Origin of the sequence: Cytobacillus depressus (assembly GCF_008923245.1) — a bacterium.
Classification (GTDB): Bacteria; Bacillota; Bacilli; order Bacillales; family Cytobacillaceae; genus Cytobacillus; species Cytobacillus depressus.
The window spans coordinates 417,904-433,872 of sequence record NZ_WBOS01000002.1 but is presented as its reverse complement, the minus strand read 5'-3'; the positions used below and the strand labels follow the sequence as shown (position 1 = coordinate 433,872).

The 15,969-nt window shown below is 37.1% G+C and carries 16 protein-coding genes, 1 pseudogene and 1 other annotated feature; of the genes and pseudogenes, 1 reads left to right on the top strand and 16 read right to left on the bottom strand.

Translation table 11 applies throughout. The annotated features are described in order from the left end of the window. Nucleotides 1-76 precede the first annotated feature (76 nt). The 12 genes from F7731_RS07450 to spoIIGA all read right to left on the bottom strand — a co-directional run bounded on the left by F7731_RS07450 (nucleotide 77) and on the right by spoIIGA (nucleotide 11,218). A complete protein-coding gene (locus tag F7731_RS07450) occupies nucleotides 77-364 on the bottom strand; it encodes a hypothetical protein (RefSeq protein ID WP_151534130.1) in 288 nt (95 codons plus the stop codon). Nucleotides 365-510: 146 nt separating this feature from the next. Continuing rightward, nucleotides 511-3,282, bottom strand: coding sequence for an isoleucine--tRNA ligase (gene ileS, locus F7731_RS07445; RefSeq protein WP_151534129.1), 2,772 nt, complete (start codon nucleotides 3,280-3,282; stop codon nucleotides 511-513). Nucleotides 3,283-3,665: 383 nt separating this feature from the next. After that, nucleotides 3,666-3,926: a binding site (T-box leader), on the bottom strand. A 51-nt stretch (nucleotides 3,927-3,977) separates the two neighbouring features. Next, entirely contained in the window at nucleotides 3,978-4,493 is a 516-nt protein-coding gene (locus F7731_RS07435) for a DivIVA domain-containing protein (RefSeq protein ID WP_151534127.1), read from the bottom strand. A gap of 107 nt (nucleotides 4,494-4,600) precedes the next feature. Further along, nucleotides 4,601-5,374, bottom strand: coding sequence for a YlmH family RNA-binding protein (locus F7731_RS07430; RefSeq protein WP_151534126.1), 774 nt, complete (start codon nucleotides 5,372-5,374; stop codon nucleotides 4,601-4,603). 91 nt (nucleotides 5,375-5,465) lie between these two features. Further along, entirely contained in the window at nucleotides 5,466-5,729 is a 264-nt protein-coding gene (locus F7731_RS07425; protein ID WP_151534125.1) for a YggT family protein, read from the bottom strand. 6 nt (nucleotides 5,730-5,735) lie between these two features. Continuing rightward, on the bottom strand, nucleotides 5,736-6,182 hold the full coding sequence (locus F7731_RS07420) for a cell division protein SepF (RefSeq protein ID WP_151534124.1): 447 nt from the start codon (nucleotides 6,180-6,182) through the stop codon (nucleotides 5,736-5,738). 11 nt (nucleotides 6,183-6,193) lie between these two features. Further along, a complete protein-coding gene (locus F7731_RS07415) occupies nucleotides 6,194-6,871 on the bottom strand; it encodes a YggS family pyridoxal phosphate-dependent enzyme (protein ID WP_151534123.1) in 678 nt (225 codons plus the stop codon). Nucleotides 6,872-6,877: 6 nt separating this feature from the next. Next, the gene (gene pgeF, locus F7731_RS07410; protein WP_151534122.1) at nucleotides 6,878-7,699 is read right to left on the bottom strand and encodes a peptidoglycan editing factor PgeF; all 822 of its coding nucleotides are present in this window, start codon (nucleotides 7,697-7,699) and stop codon (nucleotides 6,878-6,880) included. 114 nt (nucleotides 7,700-7,813) lie between these two features. Continuing rightward, a complete protein-coding gene (locus F7731_RS07405) occupies nucleotides 7,814-8,080 on the bottom strand; it encodes a YlmC/YmxH family sporulation protein (RefSeq protein ID WP_151534121.1) in 267 nt (88 codons plus the stop codon). A 258-nt stretch (nucleotides 8,081-8,338) separates the two neighbouring features. Next, nucleotides 8,339-9,118 (bottom strand): RNA polymerase sporulation sigma factor SigG, encoded by a 780-nt coding sequence (sigG, locus tag F7731_RS07400; protein ID WP_151534120.1) that lies wholly within the window; start codon nucleotides 9,116-9,118, stop codon nucleotides 8,339-8,341. A 359-nt stretch (nucleotides 9,119-9,477) separates the two neighbouring features. Continuing rightward, entirely contained in the window at nucleotides 9,478-10,197 is a 720-nt protein-coding gene (sigE, locus tag F7731_RS07395) for an RNA polymerase sporulation sigma factor SigE (protein WP_151534119.1), read from the bottom strand. 76 nt (nucleotides 10,198-10,273) lie between these two features. Then, on the bottom strand, nucleotides 10,274-11,218 hold the full coding sequence (gene spoIIGA / locus F7731_RS07390) for a sigma-E processing peptidase SpoIIGA (protein WP_151534118.1): 945 nt from the start codon (nucleotides 11,216-11,218) through the stop codon (nucleotides 10,274-10,276). 258 nt (nucleotides 11,219-11,476) lie between these two features. Here spoIIGA and F7731_RS07385 point away from each other — a divergent pair. Further along, a pseudogene (locus F7731_RS07385) lies at nucleotides 11,477-11,841 on the top strand (globin domain-containing protein); the annotation flags it as partial. 266 nt (nucleotides 11,842-12,107) lie between these two features. On the opposite strand, the gene ftsZ reads toward F7731_RS07385, so the two are convergent. The 4 genes from ftsZ to F7731_RS07365 form a co-directional block, all read right to left on the bottom strand. Further along, the gene (ftsZ, locus tag F7731_RS07380; protein WP_151534117.1) at nucleotides 12,108-13,265 is read right to left on the bottom strand and encodes a cell division protein FtsZ; all 1,158 of its coding nucleotides are present in this window, start codon (nucleotides 13,263-13,265) and stop codon (nucleotides 12,108-12,110) included. Between the two features lie 66 nt (nucleotides 13,266-13,331). Continuing rightward, on the bottom strand, nucleotides 13,332-14,624 hold the full coding sequence (gene ftsA / locus F7731_RS07375; protein ID WP_151534116.1) for a cell division protein FtsA: 1,293 nt from the start codon (nucleotides 14,622-14,624) through the stop codon (nucleotides 13,332-13,334). Nucleotides 14,625-14,842: 218 nt separating this feature from the next. Beyond that, nucleotides 14,843-15,205, bottom strand: a complete 363-nt coding sequence (locus F7731_RS07370; protein WP_151534115.1) for a small basic family protein — start codon at nucleotides 15,203-15,205, stop codon at nucleotides 14,843-14,845. Next, complete coding sequence (locus tag F7731_RS07365; RefSeq protein WP_151534114.1) at nucleotides 15,205-15,939, bottom strand: DUF881 domain-containing protein; 735 nt, start codon at nucleotides 15,937-15,939, stop codon at nucleotides 15,205-15,207. The genes F7731_RS07370 and F7731_RS07365 overlap by 1 nt, the downstream gene beginning before the upstream one ends. Nucleotides 15,940-15,969 lie beyond the last annotated feature (30 nt).

The window sequence follows — 15,969 nt, the reverse complement described above, 5'->3', positions numbered from 1 at the left end:
AAGGCAACCCCCATATTTTCATTATTTACCTTTGCATTTTAGCACATTCTTTTAAAAAAACACAGTTTTCTCTTCTTTAATGAAACAATCCCTTGCGAAAAAAACGATCTATCTCTCCATAATCATTTAAAGATTTAATTGTTGGTACCATATTTAAAAGCTCTTCAGGGATCGGTTCACCTGAAATTTCGCATTTTCCAAAAAGGCCTAATTCAATTTTATTTAATGTGTCTTCTACATCTAATAATTCTTCCTTTATAATCGGCTTTATGAGCGGGGAGGCATGTTCCTCCTCCAATCTTTCGATAAGTTCCTTTCGCGTTTTACGGAGTTCTGAATAAAGGGTTTCTGCTTTTACATCCATTTATGCTCCTCCGTTCTTCTTATTTATAGCTATTATTTCCGCGAGCTGTTATTAAAATCGGTGTAAGTTTTTACATTGAGTACAACAATTAACAAAGGGTCAGACCCCGCAAATTTTTTGCGTGATCTGACCCTTTTATATAAAAATTAAACTAAATGACTGTAATTGCTTTTTACCACATCTGCACATCTAGGACATAATGTTGGATATTCCTCCACTTGCCCAACTTCAGGTGTGACAATCCAGCAGCGGTCACAAGTTTCCCCATCTGCTTTAGATACTACAATAGCAGTATTTTCAAACTTATGGGCATGATCAGGTGCGTCTTCAAGTTTTCCTGCAACTTCAAAGCCAGAGACGATGAAAAGCTGCTTAACACTTTCATCAATAGAGTCAAGCTGGGCTTTTGCCTTTTCATCGACGAACATCGTCACTTTCGCAGTTAATGATTTTCCAATTACTTTTTCATTACGAGCCTCTTCAAGAGCCTTTAATACATCATCACGAAGCTTCATAAATGATGTCCATTTTTCCTCAAGCCCTTTAGCATTCGGCAGCTCTTTAAATTCAGGCATATCTGTAAGCTGTACACTTTCTTCCGCTACAAACGGGATAAAGCTCCAAACTTCATCAGCTGTATGAGAAAGAATAGGTGCAACTAGTTTTGTTAAGGAAATTAAGCATTCGTATAGAACGGTTTGAATCGCACGGCGATCTTGGTGATCATTTCCTTCAATATACAGAATATCCTTAGCAAAATCGAGATAGAAGGCACTTAAATCAAGTGTACAGAAATTGTTAACAGCATGGTAAATACCGGAAAACTCGTAATTATCATAAGCATTACGAACAGTTTTAATTAACTTATTTAATTTTACGAGCATGAATTGGTCGACTTCACGCAAGTTTTCAAACTCGATCGCATTCGTATTTGGATCAAAATCAGACAGATTTCCAAGTAAGAAGCGGAATGTGTTTCTAATTTTGCGATAAACTTCAGTCACTTGTTTTAAAATTGCATCGGACACACGAACGTCTGCCTGATAATCAACTGATGACACCCAAAGTCTCAAAATGTCAGCACCTAATTGATTCATTACTTTTGCAGGGATGACGACGTTACCGATTGATTTACTCATCTTTCGTCCTTCTCCATCTAAAACAAAGCCATGACTTAAAACTCCTTTGTATGGCGCTTTGCCAGTTACAGCAACAGCTGTGGAAAGAGATGAGTTAAACCAGCCGCGATATTGGTCAGATCCTTCTAAATAAAGGTCAGCTGGTCTTTGCAGGTCATCACGCTCTAATAAAACTGCCTGGTGGGATGACCCAGAGTCAAACCAAACGTCCATAATATCTGTTTCTTTCGTAAACTTTCCATTCGGACTCTCTGAATGAGTAAATCCTTCAGGCAGTAAGTCTTTTGCTTCTCTTTCAAACCAGATGTTTGATCCATGTTCACGGAATAAATTAGATACATGATCAATTGTTTGGTCGGTAATAATAGGTTCACCATTTTCTGCATAAAATACCGGAATTGGCACGCCCCATGCACGCTGACGGGAAATACACCAATCTCCGCGGTCACGCACCATATTAAATAAACGCGTTTCACCCCATGCAGGGACAAATTTCGTTTCATTAATCGCATTCAATAGCTCTTGTCGGAAATCTTTAATAGACGCAAACCATTGAGCTGTCGCACGATAAATAACCGGCTTTTTCGTTCTCCAATCATGCGGATAAGAGTGAGTAATGAATGTTAGCTTTAATAATGCACCAGCTGCTTCTAATTTTTCTGTAATTGGTTTATTTGCTTCATCATAAAATAACCCTTCGAAGCCTTCTGCTTCCTTCGTCATGTAACCGCGGTCATCAACAGGACATAGAACATCTAATCCGTATTTCTGTCCAACATAGAAGTCGTCTTCCCCATGACCAGGGGCGGTATGAACACATCCAGTACCTGCATCAATCGTTACATGCTCACCTAAAACAACAAGTGAATCACGTTCGTATAATGGATGAACTGCGATAATATTTTCAAGCTCTGAGCCTTGAACAGTTTTGACAACTTGAGGATTTTCCCATCCAGCTTCTTTTGCAACAGCAGCTAATAGATCTTCGGCGACAACAAATTTTTTGCCTGCTTCGTGGGCGACAACATATGTTAGTTCAGGGTGTACAGCAATCGCAAGGTTTGCTGGAATTGTCCACGGTGTCGTCGTCCAAATAACGATTTGTGTGTCAGCATCTAATACACTTTTACCATCCTTTACTTTAAAACCAACGTAAATAGATGGGGAACGCTTATCTTTATATTCGATTTCAGCTTCTGCAAGTGCTGATTCAGATGATGGAGACCAATAAACTGGCTTTAAGCCTTTGTAAATATAGCCTTTTTTCGCCATTTCACCAAAGACTTTAATTTGTTGTGCTTCATACTCAGGCTTTAAAGTGATATATGGATTTTCCCAATCTCCTCTAACACCTAAGCGTTTAAACTGACTGCGCTGACTATCGATTTGTTCATATGCATACTCTTCGCAAAGCTTTCTAAACTCTGCAACTGTCATTTCCTTACGTTTGACACCTTTATTTGTTAGGGCCTGCTCAATCGGCAAACCGTGAGTATCCCAGCCAGGAACATATGGAGCGTTATAACCGCTCATTGCCTTATGACGGACGATGAAATCCTTTAAAATTTTATTTAACGCATGCCCAATATGAATGTCGCCATTTGCATATGGAGGACCATCATGTAATACAAACATTGGACGGTCTTTCGTACGTTCTTGAACTTTTTCATAAATATTCATTTCTTCCCATTTAGCCTGGATTTCCGGCTCACGATTAGGCAAATTTCCACGCATTGGAAAATCTGTTTTTGGCATTAATAAAGTATCTTTGTAATCCATTTTCATTTTCCTCCTGTAACTTTCACTAGCTCCATGTTTACCATTTTTGAATGTATTAAAACAAGGTTCTTTTCGCATATATTGTTATTTTAAGCCTTCGAAGTCTGCCCGTTGATTTCCGCTGCGGGCACTTGCTTTCCGCGGGGAGGGACGAGAGCCTCCTCGGCGTTACCGCCTGCGGGGTCTCCCGCTTCCCTCTATTTCCCGCAGGACATTGAATTAACATCCTTGAATGAACATCGCACGACAAAATGCGTATGCATTTTGGAGGAGTCAAGTGCCCTCCGCTCCAATCAACTCAGATAGTTAAATTAAAATTACACTCATAAAGCAACAAACTATACTAAAACAGCCTAAAACAACAAAAAAACCCTCTCATCCCAAAAAGGGACGAGAAGGTTTTGGATTCCCGCGGTACCACCCTTGTAGATAGAAAAGAAGACACATTCTATCCGCTTAACATTCTTAACGTGAATAACTCGCCTTTATCTAATAATCCAATAGGAGGTTCAATAAGGGAACTCAAGGGTGATCTTCCAAATTTCCGCTTATCCAGGCTTTCACCTTCCCTGGTCGCTAACATTGCATAGCTGCTTTGATAATAAGCTTATGAAAATTTGTACTGTCCCTGTCACAGTTTAATTATCTTAATTTACATTCTTTTTAAAGATTATATGCGATTAGTGATGCATTCGTCAAGCAAAGGAATCCTCTTCTTGAGCGGATTTTAATTCTGTAGCATCAAGTTTATATTCTAGCAAATGATCCCAATCATCATTATTTAATAAATCTAACTGAGCTTCAACGAGCATTTTAAAGCGAGTTCTGAACACTTTCGATTGCTTTTTCAATTCTTCGATTTCAAGTGCAATTTTTCTTGCTTTAGATAATGACTCATTGACAATGCGGTCGGCATTTTTTTCAGCTTCTTTAATAATTAGTTTTGCTTCTTTATGTGCATTCCTTTTTACTTCTTCAGCTGCTTCTTGTGCAACAACGATTGATTTATTTAATGTCTCTTCAATTGTTGTAAAATGGCCAATTTTTTCATTTTGGTCATTTAGTCTTTCTTCTAATTCCTTTTTTTCACGAATAAGAATTTCATAATCTTTGATTACTTGGTCAAGGAATTCATTTACTTCATCTTCATCATAACCTCGAAATCCTTTGCTGAATTCCTTATTATGAATATCTAACGGTGTTAATGGCATCTTGGCCACCTCCCAATTTAAATCTTTATCCATATGTACATATTTAATAATACAATCTATAAAAAATTAATTCGACAACTTGCATCAAATTCCTTCATTTTTACTAATTATTTTTGTCTTCCAGCAGTAATTTTCCATTTTTCTTTTTTTGTTTTGCCCTCTAGTGCCAACATTTTTACTCGTCCATACCCTCGAACAGAAATAATGTCGCTTTCTCTTACTTCAAATGCCGGGTTTTCGATTAATGTCCAATTCACTTTCACTTGGCCATGTTGGATGAGGGTTTGAGACTTCTGTCTAGAAATATTATAAATGGCTGAAACAACTGTGTCTAAACGAAGTGAGGAAGCTGTAACTGACACTTCTAGCCAGCTTTCATTTAATTGAATTGCTTGATCCAAGTTTTGTGTTATTAAAGTTACACTAGCTTTGCCAATGGACTCTATTTGCGAAGAAATGTATGATTCAATTTCCTTCGCAACAAAAAACTGAATTCTGTCATCAGAAAGGATAATATCGCCAAATTTTGCCCGCTTCAAACCAAGTGACATAAGGGTGCCGAGCACCTGGGGATGTTCAAGTGTAATGAATTTTTTGGCATATTCCACTTCAAACAGTGTTAGTTGAAAGTCCCCTTCCTCCCATTGAAAATAATTAGGAAAAAGCAATGCTCGCTTCCGTTCAGCCGAAGGTATCCCACCAAATAACTCCAGCTTCACTTCATGATGACTACCTACTATCTGCTTAACGATTTCCTGTTCCCTCGGGTCAAGGAAATCAGTTAATTTAGGGGCATACGTGTTTTCAACAGACTGTTTCCAGTTTAAAACTTGATCAATAAAATCTTTTTCTTCAGGACGAAAATGCTGGTAAATCGACATTTTACTTTTCCCCTTTTGTATACTTCAGAGATGACCTTTTAATAACAGTATTAAAGAAAAAGGGCCTTAAATAGGCCATTTTTTCTGGAAATTATGCCATCCAAAGGAATAATTGATGTAATCCCCCTGTTGCAAATCTTAGTACTAAAATAGCAACGATTGGTGAAATATCAATCATTCCAAGCGGTGGAATGATCCTTCTAAATGGTTCTAAATACGGCTCACAAATTCTTGCTAAAAATTGCCCAATCCCTGTCTCGCGGGCATTAGGAAACCAAGACATTAAAATATAAATTATTAATGCCCAAGAATAAAGGGAAATTAATGATGTTAAAAAATTAAATAATAGATACATTAAAAATTACCACCTCGGATTTTCGTATTCATGATCTTGCATAATTTGTGAAATATTACCTGAAACTTCAATATTATCAGGAGTGCATAAGAATATGTCGGTGCCGACTTTTTGAATATCTCCGCCAATTGCATAAACTGTACCGCTTAAAAAGTCAACAATTCTTTTTGCTTGATCTCGATCAATTCTTTGTAAATTGACAACTACCGCTCTTCTATTTTTTAATTGATCGGCAATTTCTTGAGCTTCTGCATAAACTCGCGGTTCGATTAAAACAACTTTTGAAGACTTTTGCACACTTTGCAAACTTACAATATTATTTTTCTGAGCAGGCTGTTTTTGCGATTGAGGTTGTTTTTGTGGTTCTGTTGCTTCTTCATGATATTCTTCTTCTCGATCGTCAAATTCATCATCTAAGAAGAAAAATGTTTTGAATTTCGATTTAATGCTCATAAATTAACCTCCTATTCGTCATTTCCTACTAAAGCAGTGCCTATGCGAATCATTGTTGCCCCTTCTTCAATGGCGATTGCAAAATCATTTGACATGCCCATCGATAGCTCATTGCATGGTGCATGATCCATTCTCAGCTGTTGAATTTCTGTCTGCAGCCCTTTAAGCTTCTGAAAGCATGATCGTAAAATAGATTCCTCTTCAGTAAATGGAGCCATCGTCATTAACCCACATACAAGTATATTCGGATACTTCTCCAATTGAGTAATAAAATCCCTTACTTCATGAAGCTGGATTCCTTGTTTCGATTCCTCACCTGAAACATTAACTTGAACAAAGCAATTAATTTGTTTATTTGCACGTTTATCGATTTCTTCTGCAAGCGATAATCGATCAAGCGAGTGAATATAATCCACTTTATCAATGATATTTTTCACCTTTCTTGTTTGCAGTGTACCGATAAAGTGCCACACCGGCTTGTCCTTTAGGAAATTCCATTTTTCTAAAAGGCCATCATCTCTATTTTCACCTAAATGAACGATGCCGGCATTTATTGCCTCTTCTGCCCGTTCATTTGAAACATACTTTGTTACTGCGATGATTTTGATCTCTTGGGCTTTTCGATTAGCCCTTTCACATGCTTCGTTTATCGCTTGCTGAATTGTTTTAAGATTTTCAGTAACTTTCATTTAAAACTATAAATCCTCCTTCCAGCCAATAAAACTCATCATTCTTCCCGTTTTCCCTTTATCTCTGCGATGGGAGAAGAAATGTTCACTTTGACAGCTGGTGCATAAATTTGACACTTTAATATTTTTATCTTGGACCCCAGATTTTAAAAGAATATGCCGATTTAATTGCTTTAAGTCAAGCTGAAACTGATTCTCCGCTATTTGCTTATAAAATTTCTCATCGGATTCATTTAAGTTTTTGTCGATTAATGAAATCACTCTGCCATCAACGATATAACATTGCTGACAAATAGATGGCCCAATAACCACATGAATGCCTTCCATGTCCATGCCTTCATTTTTAAACACGACAACCATTTCTTTAGCAATTCCATTAACGGTTCCTTTCCATCCAGCATGGGAAGTTCCAATAGCCCCGGTCTCTTCGTGGCAAAAATAAAGTGGCACACAGTCGGCATAACATAATGTTAATAATAAACCTTTATCTATCGTAAAAAAACCATCAGTTGCTTTGAATGCATCCTGATAATCTATTGACCCTTTTCCACCACTAGATTTCATAACCTTTTCAATGTGTATTTCATGTGTTTGTTCTGCTGCCACCCACGTATGAAGAGGAAAACTTACACATTTTGCAATATGTTCACGATTTTGTCTAACAGATTCTTGTTTATCATTTACGTGGAGTCCGAGATTCATGGAGGAAAAGTCATTTTCACTAAAGCCTCCATTCTTAGTTGTAAAACCAGCCACTAAGCCTGGAAACTTCTCAGCCCATTCCTGAATGACGAAATACTCGTTTTTTTTCAAAATAAATGGTTCCATTTAACAAACCTCAATTACGTCTTTTTTACAGTATTGACAAGACGGATCACACATTTTTAATTTTACTATAGTTTACCATACACAACGCACTCTTCACAGTTAAAAAGGCATATTTTACTCTTCCTCGACATCTTTCATCAAGTTTTCATTTTGAAAACGAACTAAAATAACATCTTCCCCAACTTTCAAAATATTTTTCCATGGGATTATAATATCTTCCTCCCTGCCGAAAAAGCCTAAAACTTTTCCTGATCCGCCTATAATGATCGCATTGATATTCCCAGTTTGAACATTAATATCAATATCCCCAATATTGCCAAGTTTTTTTCCATTTGCCACATTAATGACGTCTTTCAATTGAAACTCTGAAATTTTTATCATTTCCCCACCCCGTTCAAATTCCTTTTACTTAAATATATGATTCACCTTTATAAATTATCGTTAAAGAAATAAGAAAAGCTTTGGCACTGGAGCTAGATAAAGAAAACTCGCTGATTGGCTAGCCTTGGAAAGGCGAAGACAGAGGCGTAGTTGCACTTACACTTAATTCCTAAAATTGGCAACTGCGTCGAATTAACTTCTTCGCTGACAATTTATACTTTCTTAACGTGCAAAAGAATAAGCTGCCAATTTGGCAGCTTAGCTTTGAATATTTTTATTCATTTGTTTAATGGCAGCTTTTTCAAGTCTTGAAACTTGTGCTTGGGATATACCAATTTCCTCGGCAACCTCCATTTGTGTTTTTCCTTGAAAAAAGCGCTTTCTTAAAATTAGCTTCTCGCGGTCGTTCAATCTCCTCATGCCTTCCTTTAAGGCAATTTCTTCAATCCATTGAATATCTTTATTTTTTTCATCGCTCAATTGGTCCATCACATAAATTGGATCTCCACCATCATTATAAATCGGTTCAAATAAGGAGACAGGGTCTTGAATTGCATCTAACGCAAACACAATTTCCTCATGCGGCACATCAAGCTCCTTGGCTATTTCTGCTGCCGTAGGTTCCCTTGATGTTTTACTCATTAGACGCTCGCGAACTTGCAAGGCTTTATAAGCGATGTCCCGTAAAGACCTTGAGACCCGAATTGGATTATTATCACGCAAATATCTTCTAATTTCGCCGATAATCATTGGAACAGCGTAAGTGGAAAACTTAACGTTTTGACTTAAATCAAAATTATCAATAGACTTCATTAGACCGATACAGCCGACCTGGAATAGGTCATCAACAAATTCACCCCTATTATTAAAGCGCTGGATAACACTAAGAACTAGGCGTAAATTTCCATTGACGAGTTTTTCCCGTGCGGTTATATCCCCCATATGCATTTGCTTGAAGAGTTCTCTCATTTCTTCGTTTTTTAAAACTGGAAGCTTTGATGTATCGACACCGCAAATTTCTACTTTATTTCGAGTCAATTCTTTTCCCTCCTCACAGGAGCTGCTGTACAAAAAACAGTATTTCCTTGAGGAGGAAAAATATGCACGGCGATAATTTGCCATTTTCACAAATATAGGAAAAAAACTGATTGCTTCAAGCTTTAAAACATGATTTTTCCGAAAAAATAATTTTGTAAAATAATTTTTTCGAATCAAATACGCCTTGGCGTATTTGCGCCCTATACTTACGAACTCGCTCGAAAATTCCCTTTAAATATCGTGGCATCCGCCGAAGGCTTTAACTTTATTCAGCAGGGTTTAGAACCCCCACTAATTTGGATCCTCTTATTGCACTCATCCCACTGCTTATTGAAGCGGAGGAGTTCTGCTGAATAAAGTTAAACCATTTTATTAAATTCCTTTTTAAGTCTTTTAATGATTCGCTTCTCTAATCTTGAAATATAAGATTGGGAAATACCGAGCATATCTGCAACATCCTTTTGTGTTTTTTCTTCCCCGGTTCCTAACCCGAATCGAAGCTCCATAATTTGCTTTTCTCTATCAGATAGCTGATGCAATGCCTTTGATAATAGTTTTTTATCGACATTTGCTTCAAGATCCTTTGTAATGATATCTTCTTCCGTTCCTAGCACATCTGAAAGAAGCAATTCATTCCCATCCCAATCAATATTTAACGGTTCGTCAAAGCTCACCTCTGAACGAATTTTATTATTACGCCTTAAATACATTAATATTTCATTTTCAATACATCTTGAGGCATATGTAGCGAGCTTGATCTTCTTTTCCGGATTAAACGTATTGACAGCTTTAATTAGCCCAATTGTCCCAATGCTAATGAGATCTTCAATATTAATGCCGGTATTTTCAAATTTCCTCGCGATATAAACAACGAGCCTTAAATTCCTTTCAATTAATATCGACCTTGCTGCTTTATCACCATTCGGAAGTTTTTCTAATAATATTTCCTCTTCTTCTTTACTAAGAGGAGGAGGCAGCGCTTCGCTTCCACCAATATAAAATACTTCGTCCGTTTTCAATCCAAGTTTCATTAATAATTTGTACCAATAGTACGATAAGCGAAGTTTTAAGCGTTTCATAAGACATCCTCCCCCTAAAAGTTTTCATTTTGTCACTTATCAACAACACCGCTCCATTCTAATGATGAATAAGTTTTTATGCATGCTTTATAAAATTGGCCGGATGAACCTTTTTCGTCGAGGTCAGCATCTTGGGATGAACAATGCATTGAAATTTGTCATCAGCGGAAAGCTGCTGCAATGAAAATGAGATAAGACTTCTTTCCACTTTTATGAATTCATTCTCTTTTTCTAATATAACGGCATCCGGTTTTACTGCAATAATTAGCTGGTGTTCTTGTCCAACGACTTTACAAGGAACAATCCTCAATTTACTATCCCATTCCGACGGTGCCAACTCTTCTCCTAAAATGACTTTTTCGGGATTTTGTGCGATTTTTACTAAAGCCTCGGGAAATTCGGTTTCTCTATTTTTTATTGATACAAACATAATAGGCATTTTTGAAATGGGATCATAAAGCTGGTTTCCACTATCAATTAAGCCCTTAAACATATAGGTTTTATTATTCATAGAAATAATGACGTTCAATAAAGAATCATACTGAATTTTTGTCATTTCAATTTCTTCCATATGGCGTTTAGAAAAATGCCAGGCTATTGGAAATCCAAGGAGAACAAATAACCAGCTAATCGGATCCCCAAAGCCTTTCACACTGGCCAACATAAGCGAGGAAGAAATCTGAAGGTCAAATTTAACAAAATAATGAGCCCCTATGAGCATTCCGCCAATTAGAAAAGTCGTACAATAAAAGGTCAATAACCCGCTTATAAAATAACGAAGCCTTTTATAGCCAAATACCATTAATACCATAAAAATTGAAAATAATAATTTAGTTAATGGATGTGCTGAATAAGTATTCAACGGCGTCAATGATAATAGGATAATGACGGAGCCAATAAGCCCTCCACATATTATCCTCCATAGACGTATATCCCGTTTCAAGATGATGGCGGTTAAGTATAGGAGGAGACTATCAAATAAAAAATTTAAAATCCATATAATATCTACATAAACCTCCAATCATTTTCCTCCTTACAGATTGGTAGGAACAACGGTGACTATTAATCTGTTAAATGAAGTATAGCGTACTGCTTATCAGAAAGTGTGTCACTTTCTGTAATGAAAGTAGGGGAAATTTTCACTATTCTTTGTAGTTTTTGTCATTATTTATCATTATTCTGACATGTCCATTTTATGACAAATGTGATTTAAATCACATTAGCAACTTTTACAATAAACTATAATTATAGTGAAAATAGCTAAAAGGAGATATGCTTAATGTTAGAACAAAAAAACATTGAAATTATTAAAAGCACTGTACCAGTATTAGAACAGCATGGAGAAGCAATTACTAAGAAATTCTATGAATTAATGTTTAGCAATCATCCGGAGTTATTAAATATTTTTAATCATGCGAATCAAAAACAAGGCCGCCAGCAGAAGGCGCTAGCAAATACGGTATATGCTGCAGCCAAATATATCGATCAGCTGGAAGCAATCATTCCTGTAGTCACGCAAATTGCCCATAAGCACCGTTCATTAGGGTTTTACCAGAACATTATCCGATTGTCGGAAAGCATTTGCTTTTAGCAATTAAAGCCGTTTTAGGTGAGGCTGCCACAGATGAGATCATTGGAGCTTGGATCAAAAAGAAGGATATATTACAGCTGATTGGCTAAATCAACTTATTAGTAATAAAGATGTATTGTCTATATGTGCGGCCCTGTAGTATTTATGCAAGCAATGTATGGAGCATTATTGGAGGCAGGATTCAAAAAAGAAAACATCCGTTATGAATTCTTTGGTCCGGCTATGGAATTAAAAGAGCCACAATCTGTTTAATCAACAATAAAAATAAAGGCATGTCCCTAATTAATGAGGACATGCCTTTTATTTGTAATACATTTTATTATCTTCTACGATTACGATTTCTTAAAAATGTCGGAATATCTAAAGCATCTTCAGGTTGCTGAGTATAGTTGTTGCGAACTGGTTCATGAGAAACTTCTTCTCTTTTCGGTTCACGTTTAACTGTATTTACGACAGGCTTCGGCTGTCCATATGTTGTTGTTGTTGTTGTAGGTCTAGCAGCAGCTGGCTTTGTTTGAGGAATATCTTCATTAAACCCAGTTGCAATGACTGTAACAATAATTTCATCATTTAGACTTTCATTAATAACAGAACCGAAAATCATATTTACATCTTGGTCAGATGCCGATGCAACAATATCAGCAGCCTCTTGAACCTCATATAGACTTAAATTTGAGCTGCCTGTAATGTTCATTAGAACACCTTGGGCTCCATCGATTGATTTCTCTAGTAGTGGAGAAGAAATAGCTTTTTTCGCCGCTTCTGCTGCACGATTATCACCAGCAGCAACACCAATACCCATAAGTGCTGATCCCTTATTGGACATAATTGTTTTAACATCGGCAAAGTCTAGGTTAATAAGACCCGGTGTCGCTATTAAATCCGAGATCCCTTGTACACCTTGTCGTAGAACATTATCTGCCTCACGGAATGCTTCAAGCATTGGTGTACTTTTATCAACAATTTCAAGAAGTCGATCATTAGGAATTACAATTAAAGTATCAACCGCTTCCTTCATTGAAGCAATTCCGCCAAAAGCTTGCGTAGAACGTTTTCGTCCCTCAAAGGTAAATGGACGCGTTACTACACCTACAGTTAAAGCCCCTAAATCTTTAGCAATTTGGGCAATTACCGGAGCCGCACCAGTACCAGTTCCGCCACCCATTCCTGCAGTAACGAATACCATATCTGCGCCTTTTAACGCTTCTTCAATTTGTTCTTTACTTTCTTCTGCGGCTTTTTTTCCTACCTCAGGATTTGCACCCGCTCCAAGTCCACGGGTAAGCTTTCCTCCGATTTGCATCTTTACTTCTGCCTTTGACAGGTTTAGTGCCTGGGCATCCGTGTTCACGGCAATAAATTCTACACCTTGTACACCATGTTCAATCATTCGGTTAACCGCGTTATTACCGCCGCCGCCAACGCCAATGACTTTTATCGTTGCTAATGAATCTAAATTAGTATCAAATTCCAACATGACAAATCCTCCTAATTCGTCGATATCCCAGAGAACACTCTTTTTCAATTAGCGAATTGTGAATCGCTATTCGAAAAAGTATCCGAGGAACTTCTTCACTCTTGATGTAATTTTTTCTTCCGGTTGTTTTTCCGGCTTTTTTGGTTGCGATTGTTTTGGAACGCGCTTTTCTTTCACTTCTTGTATTTGCTCAGGACCCGCTCCACTCATTGCCATTTTACGGCCTTGAATTTTTGCGTTTTTATAGGCAAATTTAATTAGTCCGACGGCAGTCGTAAATTGCGGCTCTCTTACACCAATATAATCTGGACTGGCGATTCTGACCCGATTTTGAAAAACGACTTGGGCTAATTCTAATATTCCTTGAGTATTAGCAACTCCACCTGTTAGAACATAGCCTCCAGGTAAATCTTGAGTGCCAAGCCTCTTAACCTCGTTTTGGATGAGTTCAAAAATTTCTTCCATACGTGCCTCGACAATATCCGAGATTTCCAGCTGATTAAATTGCTGATGCTGGTCACTGCCAATAATCGGGACGCTGAATACCTCTTCCTCAGATGCATGATCATAAAAAGCATATCCATACTTTGTTTTTATCTTTTCCGCATCCTCTGTCGAAGTGCGAAGACCTATTGATAAATCCTTAGTAATATGATCTCCTCCAATCGGGAGAACACTTGTAGCCTTTAAATTGCCATTTTCAAAAACCGCGATTGTTGTTGAGCCACCGCCAATATCTACAAGAGCTACACCAAGATTTTTTTCATCCTTCGATAAGGCGTAAGCACCAGCAGCTAATGGCTGCAGCGTAATATCAATAATTTCTAGCCCTGCACGTTCAACACAACGTAATGAATTATGTAAAATGGTCTTAGATCCGGTAATAATGGTGCCTTCCATTTCAAGACGTACTCCAATCATTCCTCTCGGGTCGCTTATTTCAGCTAATCCATCAACGATAAACTGTTTCGGAATGACATCGATAATATCTCTTTCCGGGGGAATCGATACTACCTGGGCTGCATCAATAACCCTTGCCACATCATCATCTGTAATTTCTCTATTCTCACTTGAAACAGCTACTACGCCATGGCAGGGCTGAAGCATTACATGATTGCCGGAAATCCCAACAATTACACTTGTAATCTCCATCCCTATCATTCTCTCAGCCTGTTCAATTGCCTTTCTAATTGAATGAACAGTTTCGTCTATATCTACGATGGCTCCCTTTTTTAAACCTTCAGATTGTACACTGCCGACACCAATAATATTTAAAGAGTCATTGACCATTTCCCCAATAATTACTTTTACGCTGGATGTACCGATGTCAAGACTTACGTATATTTCATTGTTGTTCATTCTGTGGCACCTCCTTTTGCTTTTTCCACTTTTTATTGAGCACTTGGCTTAATATTATTTATAAACATTTAAAGTCTGCTCTCAATTTTGAATTGAGATAGTAACAATTCATTATTCTTAATTCGTGAATTTTTGTTACCGATGCATCCATATTAATTTATTTTCATAATGTTATTACTAAATAATTCGTCAAAACTATTAATTTCCCTTTATAAAATTTAATTTTTTTCTGTTTTTTCGCGGCTAAAAGACCATTTTGTCAGTAAAATTCTTCTAATCACCGCAATATTCTGGAACAACCTTACACCAAACGCAAAAACTGCTGCTAAATACAAGTCTACACCAAGATGGACACCTAGAAAAGCCAAAGATGCTGCAAGTAGAATATTAAAAAAGAAACCCGAAACAAATACTCTTTCATCATAAATATTTTGGAGCTGTGCGCGTATTCCCCCGAATAATGTATCTAAGGCAGCAAGGACGGCGATGGATAAATAATTTGAATATTCGTCTGGAATTTTAAATTCCGTTAGAAGACCAAGAATAACACCAATAATTAACCCTAGAACCGGAAGCCACATTATGATTTGCCTCCTTTGTCAGAGTTTACAGGCTCCATATCCCTTATTCGAATTGTATTTTCATAGGCAGGTATCGTAATCATCCCCGTTGGCTCCATTACTTTGACTCGTAAATTATCAATAAAAAACTCATCAGTGGATTTAGAAACCTGCATTCTTTTAAAAAGCTTATCTGCTGCCTTAGAGTTTTCAGCAATTACTTTAATTTCGATCGGCAATCGATTTAATGAATGACCGTCAATTTTTGTTTCCCCGTTTATATCTCTTATGACCGTCGTATTAATTAACCTTTGGTTGTCGATTGAGATGTACTTGGCATCATACATATTCAGTTCATTGACAAGTCTTTTCAATAAATCAGGAGAAACGCTTGAAATAGGTGTTCCAATTAATAGTTCTTCGTAAACGGGCTCGATCATTAATATGATTCCGTTTCCCGTAACCTCTGTTAGCCCCGCTTCTGCTTTTAGCTCCTCAAGTGTTTCCCGCAAAAGCTTTTCTTTGCTTTCTTTAAGTTCTGTTTCATACTTAGCGATCTTTTCTTCATTGGAACGCACTTCACTAATTAGTTTACCTTGAAGCTCATTTTCCTTCATAATATCTTCTCTTATTTGCCAAGTATCACGAGTGTCTCGCACAACTGGCTCCTTTACCGTTCGAAATTGAATAGCAACCATAAAACCAATGACAATTGTTATTAATGTAAAAGTGATGTTTTTTTTGAATTTGTCCACCTTTTTCCACCTTACTTTCCTTACTCTTAT